The sequence below is a fragment of the Pigmentiphaga sp. genome, from assembly GCF_033795525.1.
Taxonomy (GTDB): Bacteria; Pseudomonadota; Gammaproteobacteria; order Burkholderiales; family Burkholderiaceae_B; genus Pigmentiphaga.
Genome location: NZ_JARYGM010000001.1, coordinates 265900 through 278927, shown reverse-complemented (window position 1 = coordinate 278927; position 13028 = coordinate 265900). Strand labels below are relative to the sequence as shown.

The 13028-nt window shown below is 64.9% G+C and carries 10 protein-coding genes; 8 read left to right on the top strand and 2 right to left on the bottom strand.

All coding sequences use genetic code 11. The annotated features are described in order from the left end of the window. Positions 1 to 101 precede the first annotated feature (101 nt). Positions 102 to 1253: a glutamine-hydrolyzing carbamoyl-phosphate synthase small subunit gene (gene carA / locus QHC78_RS01360; RefSeq protein ID WP_319742076.1), complete on the top strand. Its 1152-nt coding sequence runs from the start codon at positions 102 to 104 to the stop codon at positions 1251 to 1253. A gap of 8 nt (positions 1254 to 1261) precedes the next feature. Then, positions 1262 to 4498, top strand: coding sequence for a carbamoyl-phosphate synthase large subunit (gene carB, locus QHC78_RS01355; protein WP_319742075.1), 3237 nt, complete (start codon positions 1262 to 1264; stop codon positions 4496 to 4498). 53 nt (positions 4499 to 4551) lie between these two features. Here carB and QHC78_RS01350 read toward each other — a convergent pair whose 3' ends face one another. Continuing rightward, a complete protein-coding gene (locus QHC78_RS01350) occupies positions 4552 to 5814 on the bottom strand; it encodes a mechanosensitive ion channel (protein ID WP_319742074.1) in 1263 nt (420 codons plus the stop codon). A gap of 374 nt (positions 5815 to 6188) precedes the next feature. Here QHC78_RS01350 and greA point away from each other — a divergent pair, with 374 nt between their 5' ends. Together greA and QHC78_RS01340 are read left to right on the top strand one after the other, a co-directional pair. Next, a complete protein-coding gene (gene greA, locus QHC78_RS01345; protein ID WP_319742073.1) occupies positions 6189 to 6665 on the top strand; it encodes a transcription elongation factor GreA in 477 nt (158 codons plus the stop codon). Positions 6666 to 6689: 24 nt separating this feature from the next. Then, a complete protein-coding gene (locus tag QHC78_RS01340; RefSeq protein ID WP_319742072.1) occupies positions 6690 to 7115 on the top strand; it encodes a DUF4149 domain-containing protein in 426 nt (141 codons plus the stop codon). Here the strand turns inward: QHC78_RS01340 and QHC78_RS01335 are convergent. Further along, the gene (locus QHC78_RS01335; protein WP_319742071.1) at positions 7064 to 7822 is read right to left on the bottom strand and encodes a YhbY family RNA-binding protein; all 759 of its coding nucleotides are present in this window, start codon (positions 7820 to 7822) and stop codon (positions 7064 to 7066) included. The genes QHC78_RS01340 and QHC78_RS01335 overlap by 52 nt on opposite strands. A gap of 126 nt (positions 7823 to 7948) precedes the next feature. Between QHC78_RS01335 and QHC78_RS01330 the strand changes: the two genes are divergently transcribed. From QHC78_RS01330 to glmM, 4 genes are all read left to right on the top strand, one after another. After that, the gene (locus tag QHC78_RS01330) at positions 7949 to 8599 is read left to right on the top strand and encodes an RlmE family RNA methyltransferase (protein WP_319742721.1); all 651 of its coding nucleotides are present in this window, start codon (positions 7949 to 7951) and stop codon (positions 8597 to 8599) included. Between the two features lie 78 nt (positions 8600 to 8677). Beyond that, positions 8678 to 10564, top strand: a complete 1887-nt coding sequence (gene ftsH / locus QHC78_RS01325; protein WP_319742070.1) for an ATP-dependent zinc metalloprotease FtsH — start codon at positions 8678 to 8680, stop codon at positions 10562 to 10564. A 252-nt stretch (positions 10565 to 10816) separates the two neighbouring features. After that, entirely contained in the window at positions 10817 to 11596 is a 780-nt protein-coding gene (gene folP / locus QHC78_RS01320; RefSeq protein ID WP_319742720.1) for a dihydropteroate synthase, read from the top strand. A gap of 48 nt (positions 11597 to 11644) precedes the next feature. Further along, positions 11645 to 12985, top strand: a complete 1341-nt coding sequence (glmM, locus tag QHC78_RS01315) for a phosphoglucosamine mutase (RefSeq protein WP_319742069.1) — start codon at positions 11645 to 11647, stop codon at positions 12983 to 12985. The last annotated feature ends 43 nt before the right edge of the window (positions 12986 to 13028 follow it).

Here is a 13028-nt window from a genome sequence, read left to right as displayed (position 1 = left end):
CCGGTCCGCACAGGGCGCAGCGCGCGAGTGGCTGCGTCGTCGACACCGGCGGCGCCCATTGGCGTACCCTCGGGGGGAGGACTCGATTCGGAGATTCTCTCTTGTTGCCGTCTCTCTTTCCCGAGACTACCCCCGCAATACTGGCGCTTGCCGACGGCACGATTTTTCGTGGCATGTCCATCGGCGCGCCGGGCCATGCCGTGGGCGAGGTCGTCTTCAATACCGCCATCACAGGGTACCAGGAGATCCTTACCGATCCCAGTTACAACCGCCAGATCGTAACGCTTACTTACCCGCATATCGGCAATACCGGCGTCAACGACGAAGACCGCGAGGCGGCCCGGGTCCATGCTGCCGGCCTGGTGGTTCGCGACCATTCCCTGGTGGTGTCCAATTTCCGCTCGCAGCGTTCCCTGTCGGAATATCTCGTACAGCAGAACGTCGTGGGCATCGCCGGCATAGACACGCGCAAGCTCACCCGCATCCTGCGTGACAAGGGCGCCCAGAATGGCTGCGTCTACGTGGGTAGCGACGAACAGGAAGCGCTGCGCCTGGCCCGGGGATTCCCGGGCATGTCGGGCCTGGACCTGGCCAAGGTCGTTTCGGTGGACCAGTCCTACGAATGGCGCGAAGGCGTCTGGAAACTCGGCGCCGGCCACGACGGCTCCGGGGCAGGGCAATTCCACGTGGTGGCCTACGACTTCGGCGTCAAGTGGAACATCCTGCGGCTGCTGGTCAACAGCGGCTGCCGCGTGACGGTGGTGCCGGCACAGACGCCGGCCGCCGACGTGCTGGCCATGAATCCCGACGGCGTGTTCCTGGCCAACGGGCCGGGCGATCCCGAGCCGTGCGACTACGCCATCGAGGCGGCGCGCGTGTTCCTCGACCGCAAGATCCCGCTGTTCGGCATCTGCCTGGGACATCAGTTGATGGGCCTGGCCGTGGGCGCCAAGACCCTCAAGATGAAGCTGGGCCACCACGGCGCCAATCATCCGGTCAAGGACGTCATCACCGGCCGCGTATTCATTACCAGCCAGAACCACGGCTTTGCCGTTGATCCCGACACCCTGCCTGCCAACGCGCGCGTCACCCACGTGTCGCTGTTCGATGGCTCGCTGCAGGGCTTCGAGCTGACCGACCGGCCCGCGTTCTGCTTCCAGGGCCACCCCGAAGCCAGCCCCGGACCCCACGATATCGTTGTGCTGTTCGATCGGTTCGCCCAACTGATGCAAAACAGCAAGCAACAAGGTTAAGCCGCGTCATGCCCAAGCGTACAGACATACAAAGCATCCTCATTATCGGCGCCGGCCCGATCGTCATCGGCCAGGCGTGCGAATTCGACTACTCCGGCGCCCAGGCCTGCAAGGCCCTGAAGGCCGAGGGCTACAAGGTGATCCTGGTCAACAGCAACCCGGCCACCATCATGACGGACCCGGAAACGGCCGACGTCACCTACATCGAGCCCATCACCTGGCAGGTGGTCGAGAAAATCATCGAGAAAGAACGTCCCGATGCGCTGCTGCCCACCATGGGCGGCCAGACCGCGCTCAACTGCGCGCTCGATCTCGACCGCCACGGCGTGCTGGCCAAGTACGGCGTCGAGCTGATCGGCGCCAATGCGCACGCGATCGAGAAAGCCGAGGACCGCCAGAAGTTCAAGGAAGCGATGACCAGCATCGGGCTGGAATCGGCCAAGTCCGGCATCGCCCACTCCATGGACGAAGCCTGGGAAACCCAGCGCCGGATCGCCGAAGAAACCGGCACCAGCGGTTTCCCGGTGGTCATCCGGCCCAGCTTCACGCTGGGCGGCACGGGCGGCGGCATCGCCTACAACGCCGAAGAGTTCGAGACCATCTGCCGGCGCGGCCTGGAGGCCTCGCCCACCAGCGAGCTGCTGATCGAGGAATCGCTGGTCGGCTGGAAAGAGTTCGAGATGGAGGTCGTGCGCGACAAGGCCGACAACTGCATCATCGTCTGCTCGATCGAGAACCTCGATCCCATGGGGATTCACACGGGCGACTCCATCACGGTGGCCCCCGCGCAAACGCTGACCGACAAGGAATACCAGCTGATGCGCAATGCCTCGATCGCGGTGTTGCGCGAAATCGGGGTCGATACCGGCGGCTCGAACGTCCAGTTCGCGATCAATCCGGACAATGGCCGCATGATCGTGATCGAGATGAATCCGCGGGTGTCGCGTTCGTCCGCGCTGGCTTCCAAGGCTACCGGCTTCCCGATCGCCAAAGTCGCCGCCCGGCTGGCGGTGGGCTATACGCTCGACGAACTGCGCAACGACATTACCGGCGGCGCTACCCCGGCGTCGTTCGAACCCACCATCGACTACGTGGTCACCAAGGTGCCGCGTTTCGCGTTCGAGAAATTTCCCCAGACCGACTCCCACCTCACCACCCAGATGAAGTCGGTGGGCGAGGTGATGGCCATCGGCCGCACCTTCCAGGAATCGTTCCAGAAGGCGCTGCGCGGCCTGGAAGTGGGCGTGGACGGCCTGAACCAGAAGACCACCGACCGCGAGCGCATCGAGGTCGAGCTGGGGGAGCCGGGGCCCGAGCGGATCTGGTACGTAGGCGACGCATTCGCGCAGGGCTTCACGCTCGAGGAAGTGCACGCGCTGACCCATATCGATCCGTGGTTCCTCGCTCAGATCAAGGAAATCGTCGACATCGAACTGGCTCTCGAGAAGAAGACGCTGGCCGACCTCGACCGCAACACGTTCTGGCAGCTCAAGCGCAAGGGCTTCTCGGACCGTCGCCTGGCGTACTTGCTCGACACCACCGAAACGGAGGTGCGCAAGCTGCGCCACCAGTTCGACGTGCGTCCGGTCTACAAGCGCGTCGATACCTGCGCTGCCGAGTTCGCCACGCACACGGCCTACATGTACTCGACCTACGAGGAAGAGTGCGAGGCCCATCCGACCGACAAGAAGAAGATCATCGTGCTGGGCGGCGGTCCGAACCGCATCGGCCAGGGCATCGAGTTCGATTACTGCTGCGTGCACGCCGCCATGGCGCTGCGCGAAGACGGGTTCGAGACCATCATGGTCAATTGCAACCCCGAGACCGTATCGACCGACTACGACACCTCCGACCGCCTGTACTTCGAGCCGCTGACGCTGGAGGACGTGCTCGAGATCGTGGACAAGGAAAAGCCGGTCGGCATGATCGTGCAGTATGGCGGCCAGACGCCGCTCAAGCTGGCCAAGGCGCTGGAGGCCAATGGCGTGCCCATCATCGGCACCAGCCCCGAGTCCATCGACATCGCCGAAGACCGCGAACGCTTCCAGAAACTGCTGCACAAGCTCGACCTGCGCCAGCCGCCCAACCGGACCGCACGCACCGAGGCCGAGGCGCTCGCCCACGCGCAGGACATCGGCTATCCCCTGGTGGTGCGCCCGAGCTATGTGCTGGGCGGCCGCGCCATGGAGATCGTGCACGAGCAGAAAGACCTGGAGCGCTACATGCGCGAGGCGGTGAAGGTCAGCAACGATTCGCCGGTGCTGCTCGACCGTTTCCTGAACGATGCCATCGAGGTGGACGTCGACTGCCTGTCCGACGGCAAGCGCGTGTTCATCGGCGGGGTGATGGAGCACATCGAGCAGGCCGGTGTCCACTCGGGCGATTCGGCGTGCTGCCTGCCGCCGTACTCGCTGTCGGCCGAGCTGATCGAGGAAATCAAGCGCCAGACCGGTCTCATGGCTCGGGCGCTGAACGTGGTCGGTCTGATGAACGTCCAGTTCGCTATCCAGGCCGGCACGGTGTATGTGCTGGAGGTCAATCCGCGCGCCTCGCGTACGGTGCCGTACGTGTCCAAGGCGACCTCGCTGCCGCTGGCCAAGATAGGCGCGCGGGCCATGGCCGGCCGGTCGCTGGACGACCAGGGCCTGGGTCAGGAGATCGTGCCCAAGTACTTCTCCGTCAAGGAAGCGGTGTTCCCCTTCGTGAAGTTCCCGGGCGTGGATACCATCCTGGGACCCGAAATGAAGTCTACCGGCGAAGTCATGGGCGTGGGCTACAGCTTCGGCGAGGCCTTCGTGAAGTCGCAACTGGCGGCCAGCGTGCGCCTGCCCGAGAGCGGGACGGCCTTCATCAGCGTCAAGAACGAGGACAAGGGCAAGGTCATCGCCGTTGCCCGCGGCCTGCACGCGCTCGGCTTCTCGCTGGTCGCCACGCGCGGTACGGCCGCGGCCATCGAGGCGGCCGGCATCCCGGTGCGTATCGTCAACAAGGTGACCGAAGGGCGGCCCAACATCGTCGACATGGTCAAGAACGGCGAGGTGTCGCTGGTCATCAACACGGTCGAAGAGCGCCGCAACGCCATTGCCGATTCCCGTGCCATCCGCACCTCGGCACTGGCTTCGCGCGTCACCTACTACACCACGGTGGCCGGAGCCTGGGCAGCGGTCGAAGGCATGCAGTACATGCGGCGCGGCGCCGGATTGCAGGTTTACTCGGTGCAAGAGTTGCACCAGTCGATGGTGTAAGCGGGGCGTACAAGCCGTCCTCGGTCATCGAGGGCGGCCGGTACGCTACAGCCTCAGATCCGGTCCTCGGGGCCCGGTATGGGCCGGTCGCCCGCAGGCGGCGGCTCGCGCAGGATCGACGGCCGGCTTGCGGTCCATTTCTGCAGGAGCTCGTGCGCCGTCTGCCGTCCGCCGAGGCCGAATGCCAGCGCGCACGCCACTGCCGCGGCACCCAGGATGAGGCCGAAGGCCAGATTGACGATTTCGTTGGCCAACCCCATGAACCGCAGCCCGATGGCAACGGCCAGGGCAATGACGGCGTACTTCAGGATGGACGGCAGGCCGCTTTCGCCCACCGAGTCGCCCACGATGCGGGCGACGATACGGCCCATGATGACGCCGACCAGGATGATGACGCTGCCGAAAATCACCTGGCCCCCTAGTTCGGTGACCTCGGTAAGCAGGATCGCCACGGCATCGAAATCCAGCAGGCTGGCGGCTTCGATCGCAGCGAACAGCATGATGGCGACCATGGCCACCATGGCCGCCACCGAGGAGGGCGTCGGAGAAGTGCCGAAGATGCCGATGCTTGCCAGGGCCCGGTCGAACCCGAGCGATGCCAGCGTGCTGGCCACCAGCTGACGTACCCACTGCGCGATGACCAGGGCGATGGCCAGCAGCAGAGCGGCCGCGACCACCCGCGGAATGGCGTCCAGGACCGTCTCGAGCACCGTCACAGCCGGCGTGACGATAGAGGAAATCCCCAGCGTTTGCAGGGCTGCGATCGAAACAGGGATGATGATCAGCGTAAATACGATGGCGCCGCACGCCCGGACCAGCGGCTCGGCGCAGCGGTTCCCGTCCGCCGCGGCGTCGGCGGGCTTGCACAGGCCCAGGCGCGAGCCGATACGGTCGAAGTTGACGGCGCCCAAGGCCGTTTCGACGATGTTCCGCACGATCTTGGCAAATATCAGGCCGACGAAGAAGATCAGCGCCGCGCCTATCAACTGCGGCGCATACGAGAAGACTTCGTGGGTCAGGGCATGGATGGGGTCCATGGCCTGATCGAGTCCCAGCGGCTGCATTGCCACGATCAAGCCGACCAGCCAGACGATCCAGTAAGCCAGCGAGCCCAGGGACTCCGCCAGGGTCTGGCCCGGCCGGTGCGCGGGTCGGGAGAAGAACGGAAGTGCCCCGATCCCGCGCACGACGGCCCACTTGACCCCGCGAGCGACGAAATGGGTGATGACCAGGATGACGATCGCCATGAGGATGCGTGGTCCCCAGACGGTCAGTTGATCGCGCAGATAACCGACACGTGGTGCGTTGTCGAACATGGCAGTGCTCCTATGCTGGTCCGTCAGGTAAAAACCGCGTATCGAGCATAGAGCACAGGTCAGGGCGTGCCAATTGCGATAAATGCCCGGATCGGCCGGGAAGCGGTTCGGTCGAGCCCAAGCCCCGCGCGGTGCGGCTTGGCCAGTGGTGTCTAGGGATAACCCTTGGATTTCAAACGGTAAAGTTTGCCCGAGGGCGCTTGCACGTTCGGTCGAGTTTTTGGACAATCTACATTGATCGCCCCGGTTCCTGATCGAGCCGGGGTTTTATTTTTCTTTCTTCCAGCCCGCGGCCACGCAACCCACGAGGGTAGGTGCCTGCGCGCGCCCCTTCGGGAGAAAGAAATCCACCAGACGTAAAAAAGGAAGTACACATGGCTGCTATTCCGCTGACCGTGCGCGGTGCCGAGCGCCTGAAACAAGAACTGCATCGCCTCAAGACGGTGGAGCGTCCCGCGGTGATCAATGCAATCGCCGACGCTCGTGCGCAAGGAGACCTCTCCGAGAATGCCGAATACGATGCCGCCAAGGAAAAGCAGGGCTTTATCGAGGGCCGCATCCAGGAGCTCGAAGCCAAGCTGTCGAACGCGCAGATCATAGACCCGGTCGAGCTCGACGCCGACGGGCGCATCGTCTTTGGCGCGACCGTGGACCTGGAAGACCTCGAAACCAGCGAGCGCGTGACCTACCAGGTGGTCGGCGACGACGAAGCGGACATCCGCGCCAACCTCATCTCGGTGTCCAGCCCCATCGCCCGTGCGCTGATCGGCAAGTCGGTGGGCGACGTCGCCGAAGTGCAGGCGCCGTCGGGCATCCGGGAGTACGAGGTCCTCGACGTGCGCTATGAGTAGCCGGGTGCGGGGGAGCGCGTACTGATGGCGACGCTGGTGCGGTGGTTGGCGGCGCTGTGGTGCGGCGCGCTCTGGACCGTGGGGCTGCTGGTCGTGCCCCTGCTTTTCTCCCAGCTCGAGCCCATGCGGGCCGCGGCAACGGCCGGATCATTGTTCCGGCTACTGGCCTATGGCGGATTGGGCGTCGCGCTGGCGATGCTGCTGTTCGACCGGATCGGCCGCGGTTTGCCGCTCGGGGCGGCGGGCCGGCGTACCGTGCTGGTCATGGCGGTAGGGGTGGGGTTGGGGTATTTCGGAACGCGGCCGGTCATGGATTATGGCCGGGCCTTGATTGCTGCCGGCCAGGCCGTCCCCGCCTGGGCGGATTTCGGTACCTGGCACGGCGTGGCAAGCGTGCTTTACTTCTTGGTGGCGGTCCTGGGCTTGCGGCTGGTGGCCGTGGTGCGCTGACCGCCGCTTGCGGAACGGCCTCCTTCGCGGGCACCCGCCCGCAAGGACAAGGCGCTGCCCGAGCGTTTGGCCGCCGGCCTGCCTGCCGATTTCCCGGCCGCGCCCAGCGTGGAAGACAGGCCCGAGGGACGCCGCGGCGGCGTGGTACGGGCCGCGCCGCGGCGCGAGCCGGTTTCTTCATGCGTGCTTGGCCGCTGGCGCTTCCCTTCGATGCCCAGGTAGCGTTCCCGCGGTGTCATCGGTCCGGCATCGCGCGCCGTCCGTTCCCGTTCCGGACGATCCGCGCGGGCGCGGGCCGGTGCGGATTTGCCGACCACTGCCATTTTCTTGGGCAAGTGCGGTTCGTTCGCCTTGCGGGGGGCCGTACCCAGTGCTGCGAGGCCGGACTTGGCCTTGCCGGCTCCCAGCAGGAGGGCGGCGTCGGGGTCGCGCTCGGTGGGCCGGTACAGGATGAAGATCTTGCCCAGGTGATGCACCGGCGCGCATCCGAGCTCGTCGCAGATCTTGTAGAGCAGTTCGTCGCGCGCAGCGCGGTCCTCGCCGCCGGCGCGGACCTTGATCAGGCCGTGCGCCGTAAGGTTGCGGTCGATTTCCTGCAGGACGGCATCGCTCAGCCCCTTGTCGCCGATGAGGACGACGGGCTTGAGCGGATGGGCAGCGGCCCGCAGGGCGCTGCGCAAGGGTGAAGGGATGTCAAGGACTGGCATTTCGAGATTGTACGGGAGCCGGGCGCAAGGCGCGATGCCCGGGACGAAGTATGCTTGCGATATGGCGGCCGTGCCGCAATCGCGGGCCGCATTTTTCTAGATACCGACCCAGGAAACTGGGCAAATATGGCAAAAAACAAGTTTTCGAAGAACTGGCTGCACCAGCACATTAACGACCCCTATGTGAAGCTCGCGCAACAAAAGGGGTATCGTGCACGGGCAGCCTTCAAGCTGACCGAGATCCTGGACACGGAAAAGTTGCTCAAGCCGGGCGACGTGGTCATCGATCTCGGCTCCGCCCCGGGGAGCTGGTCGCAGGTGGCGCGGGAACGGCTGGCCGGTCCGCAGGGTACTATTCGGGGAAGGATTATCGCCCTGGACCTGCTGCCGATGGAACCGGTGCCGGGCGTCGAGTTCATCCAGGGAGATTTCCGCGAGGAAGAGGTGCTGCACCAGCTCGAGGCCTTGCTCGGCAGCCAGCCGGTGGACCTTGTGATTTCCGACATGGCCCCCAACCTATCCGGGGTCGGGGCGGCAGACGCCGCGCGGATCCAGCATGTATGCGATCTTGCTCGGGAATTTGCCCAGGCCCATCTGAAACCGGATGGGGCCTTGATCGTCAAAGCTTTCCACGGCAGCGGTTTTTCCCAGATCGTGCAGAGTTTCAAGCAGACTTTCCGCCGGGTGGTGGAGCGCAAGCCCAAGGCGTCCCGGGACAAATCTTCGGAAACCTTCCTGGTCGGAATAGGGCTGAAGAATCCTGGCGGCGGACAATAGTAGAATCGGACTTAGTGTCCGGTCGGACCGGGATTTCCCGGCAGGTCGACCGATCGGCAATCAAGTAGGAGATCGACCTTGAACAATATGTTCTCCAAAGTCGCGGTCTGGATGGTGATCGCTTTTGTTCTGTTCACGGTCTTCAAGCAGTTCGAAGGCCGTGCCCGTCCCCAGGACACCATATCCTATTCCCAATTCATGGAAGAGGCCAAGGCGGGACGCATCCAGAAAGTCGACATTCAGGGAGACGTGCTCAGCGTTACCCCGACCGACGGCCGCCCCTATACCATCACGTCGCCCGGTGATCTCTGGCTGGTCAGCGACCTGATGAAATATGGCGTCCAGGTCTCGGGCAAGGCCAAGGAAGAGCCGTCGCTGCTGATGAGCATTTTCGTCTCCTGGTTCCCGATGCTGCTGCTGATCGGCGTCTGGATATTCTTCATGCGGCAGATGCAGGGAGGCGGGCGCGGCGGCGCGTTCAATTTCGGCAAGTCGCGCGCGCGCATGCTCGACGAAAACTCCAATACCGTCACCTTCGCCGATGTCGCGGGTTGCGACGAGGCCAAGGAAGACGTGCAGGAACTGGTCGATTTCCTGCGTGACCCCACCAAGTTCCAGAAGCTGGGCGGCCGTATCCCGCGCGGCGTGCTGATGGTCGGTTCGCCCGGCACCGGCAAGACGCTGCTGGCACGCGCCATCGCCGGCGAGGCCAAGGTGCCGTTTTTCAGCATCTCGGGTTCCGACTTCGTCGAGATGTTCGTCGGCGTGGGCGCGGCCCGGGTGCGGGACATGTTCGAGAATGCGAAGAAGCACGCGCCCTGCATCATCTTCATCGACGAAATCGACGCGGTCGGTCGCCAGCGTGGCGCCGGCCTGGGCGGTGGCAACGACGAGCGCGAGCAGACCCTGAACCAGATGCTGGTGGAAATGGACGGCTTTGAAACCGGCCAGGGCATTATCGTCATCGCCGCCACCAACCGTCCCGACGTGCTCGATCCGGCGCTGCTGCGCCCGGGCCGTTTCGACCGCCAGGTCGTGGTGCCGCTGCCCGATATCCGGGGCCGCGAGCAGATCCTCAAAGTGCACATGCGCAAGGTGCCGGTGTCGTCCGACGTGGACGCCACCATTCTCGCGCGCGGCACGCCCGGGTTTTCCGGCGCGGATCTTGCCAACCTCGTGAACGAGGCGGCGCTGTTCGCCGCCCGGCGCAGCGGCCGTACGGTGGACATGCTGGACTTCGAGAAGGCCAAGGACAAGATCATCATGGGCGCCGAGCGCCGCTCTATCGTCATGCCCGAGGAAGAGCGCCGCAATACCGCTTACCACGAGTCCGGGCACGCCATCGTCGCCAAGATGCTGCCCAAGACCGATCCGGTGCACAAGGTTACGATCATTCCGCGCGGCCGCGCGCTGGGCGTGACCATGCAGCTGCCCGAAGGCGACCGCTACAGCATGGACAAGGACCGCATGCTCAATACCATCGCGGTGCTGTTCGGCGGCCGTATCGCCGAGGAGGTCTTCATGAACCAGATGACCACCGGCGCCTCGAACGACTTCGAGCGCGCGACCCAGATCGCCCGCGACATGGTTACTCGCTATGGCATGACCGATACGCTGGGCCCCATGGTCTATGCCGAGAACGAAGGCGAAGTGTTCCTGGGCCGCAGCATTACCAAGACCACCCAGGTGTCCGAAGCGACCATGCAGAAGGTCGACGCCGAAATCCGCCGCATCATCGATGAGCAATACGGCGTCGCCCGCAAGATCCTGGAGGACAACCGCGACAAGGTCGAAGTGATGGCCAAGGCCTTGCTCGAATGGGAAACCATCGACGCCGACCAGATCAACGACATCATCGACGGCCGTCCTCCGCGCCCGCCCAAGACGTCGGATTCGGCCAATACGCCTCCCAATACGCCCCCCAGCACGGGCGGCGTGGCGCAGAACGCTGCCGCGCCTGCGTGATGGGGTCCCCGCCGCGCGCCCTGCGTGGCGGCGGGGCCGGGCAGCAGGATATCTACGATGGCGGCGTCTCGACGCCGCTTTTGATTTTCGGTGGCGGAAATGATCGACGAAGACAAGGCGCGGCAATCGCGGACAGGTGAGGTCCGGTCCGCGGTCCTGCCTGCGCCGTCCCGTGGGGACCACGCACCCACGGGCAGCGGACGGACCCTGCTCCTGGGCCGTTTCGAGCTCGATCTTTCCCGGCCGCTGGTCATGGGCATCATCAACGTCACGCCCGACTCCTTCTCGGATGGCGGCAAGAATCTCGCACTGGACGCGGCGATCGCGCACGCCCACGCGTTGATCGCCGAAGGCGCCGACATTCTCGACCTGGGCGGCGAGTCGACCCGGCCCGGCGCCCAGCCCGTGTCTCAGGAAGACGAGCTCGCGCGGCTCCTGCCCTTGATCGAGGCGCTGCGCGCCACGGGCGTACCGCTGTCGGTTGATACGTTCAAACCCGGCGTAATGCATGCGGTGCTGGACGCCGGCGCCGACATGATCAACGATATCTATGGTTTTCGGCAGCCGGGAGCAATAGAGGCGGTGGCACGGGGAACGAGCGGCTTATGCGTGATGCATATGCAGGGAGAACCGCGCACCATGCAGCAGGCGCCTGTCTATGCCGACGTGGTGGGGGAAGTTTCCGCCTTCCTGGCCGGGCGTGCCGAGCGCCTGTCGGCTGCAGGCGTGCGCCGCGAGCGCATCTGCCTCGACCCGGGATTCGGCTTTGGCAAGACCACCGGCCATAACTACCAGCTGATGCGCAGTTTGCCGGCTATGGGCGCACTGGGGTATCCGCTGCTGATCGGCGTGTCGCGCAAGACCATGATAGGCGCGGTAACCGGCAAGCCGGTGGGGGAGCGGTTGGCCGGCAGCGTGGCGGCCGCGCTGGCCGCGGTGGACCGGGGGGCCGCCATCGTCCGCGTCCACGATGTCGCGGCCACGGTCGATGCATTGAAGGTCTGGCGCGCCGTGCAGGCCTGGGACGATTGAGCCGGCAGGTTTTTTTCGATAGACAAATAACAAACGAGGGCAACCGTAATGGTTGGAGAACGCCAGTATTTCGGGACCGACGGCATCAGGGGCCGGGTCGGTTCCAGCGTCATCAATGCAGAGTTCGCCTTGCGCCTGGGCTATGCCGCAGGACGCGTCCTGACCCGCGAGCACCGGGAGAGCGCCCGGCCCATCGTGCTGATCGGCAAGGACACACGGATCTCCGGGTACATGCTGGAGTCGGCGCTCGAGGCCGGGTTGTCCGCCGCCGGCATCGACGTCCTGCTGGCCGGCCCCATGCCCACGCCGGCGGTGGCCTATTTGACGCGCGCGCTGCGCCTGTCGGCCGGGATCGTGATCAGCGCGTCCCACAATCCGTATTTCGACAACGGCATCAAGTTCTTTTCATCCGACGGCATGAAGCTGCCCGACGAGGTCGAGCTGCGCATCGAACAGGCGCTTGCCGAGCCGGTCGGCTGCGTGTTTTCCGAAAAACTCGGACGGGCCAAGCGTTTGAACGACGCCGCTGGCCGCTACATTGAATTCTGCAAGAGCGGATTCCCGGCCGACCTCGATTTGGTCGGGCTGAAGCTGGTGGTCGATGCGGCCCATGGCGCGGCCTACCATATTGCTCCCAGCGTGTTCGAAGAACTGGGGGCTACCGTCAGCCGGATCGGATGCGCGCCCGACGGCCTCAACATCAACGACGGTGTGGGCGCCACGGCGCCCGACGCGCTGGTCAAGGCGGTGGTGACCGCTCAGGCCGATCTTGGCATTGCCCTGGATGGCGATGCGGACCGGCTGTTGATGGTCGATGGCACCGGCCGGCTCTATAACGGCGACGAGCTGTTGTATGTCATCGTGGCGGATCGCTTGCGCCGAGGCCCAGTCGCGGGGGTGGTCGGGACCCTGATGACCAATCTGGCGTTCGAGCATCGCATGCGGGAATTGAACGTGCCTTTCGAGCGGGCGGCGGTGGGCGACCGCTATGTATTGGCGATGTTGCAACAGAAGGGCTGGCTTTATGGAGGTGAAGGTTCGGGCCACCTGATCTGCCTGGATCGCCATACCACCGGCGACGGCATCGTGGCGGCGCTCCAGGTATTGGCGGCCATGCAGCGCCAACGCAAGCCGCTGTCCGAATTGCTGGACGGCCTGCGGCTATATCCGCAGAAACTCGTCAATGTACCGCTTGCGCCGGGGCTGGACTGGCGCACGCACGAGGGGTTGAACCAGGCACGTGAAGAGGTCGAACGCCAGCTGGACGGGAAGGGACGCGTCTTGATACGCGCCTCCGGCACCGAGCCCAAGCTGCGGCTGATGGTCGAAGCTGCGGATGCCGCCCTGGTGGACGGTTGCCTGGAAACCCTGTCCGCCAGCCTGCGTTAGGGCCGGCGCGGCGGGCCCTTTGTCAAGCGCCAGTCATGCCCCT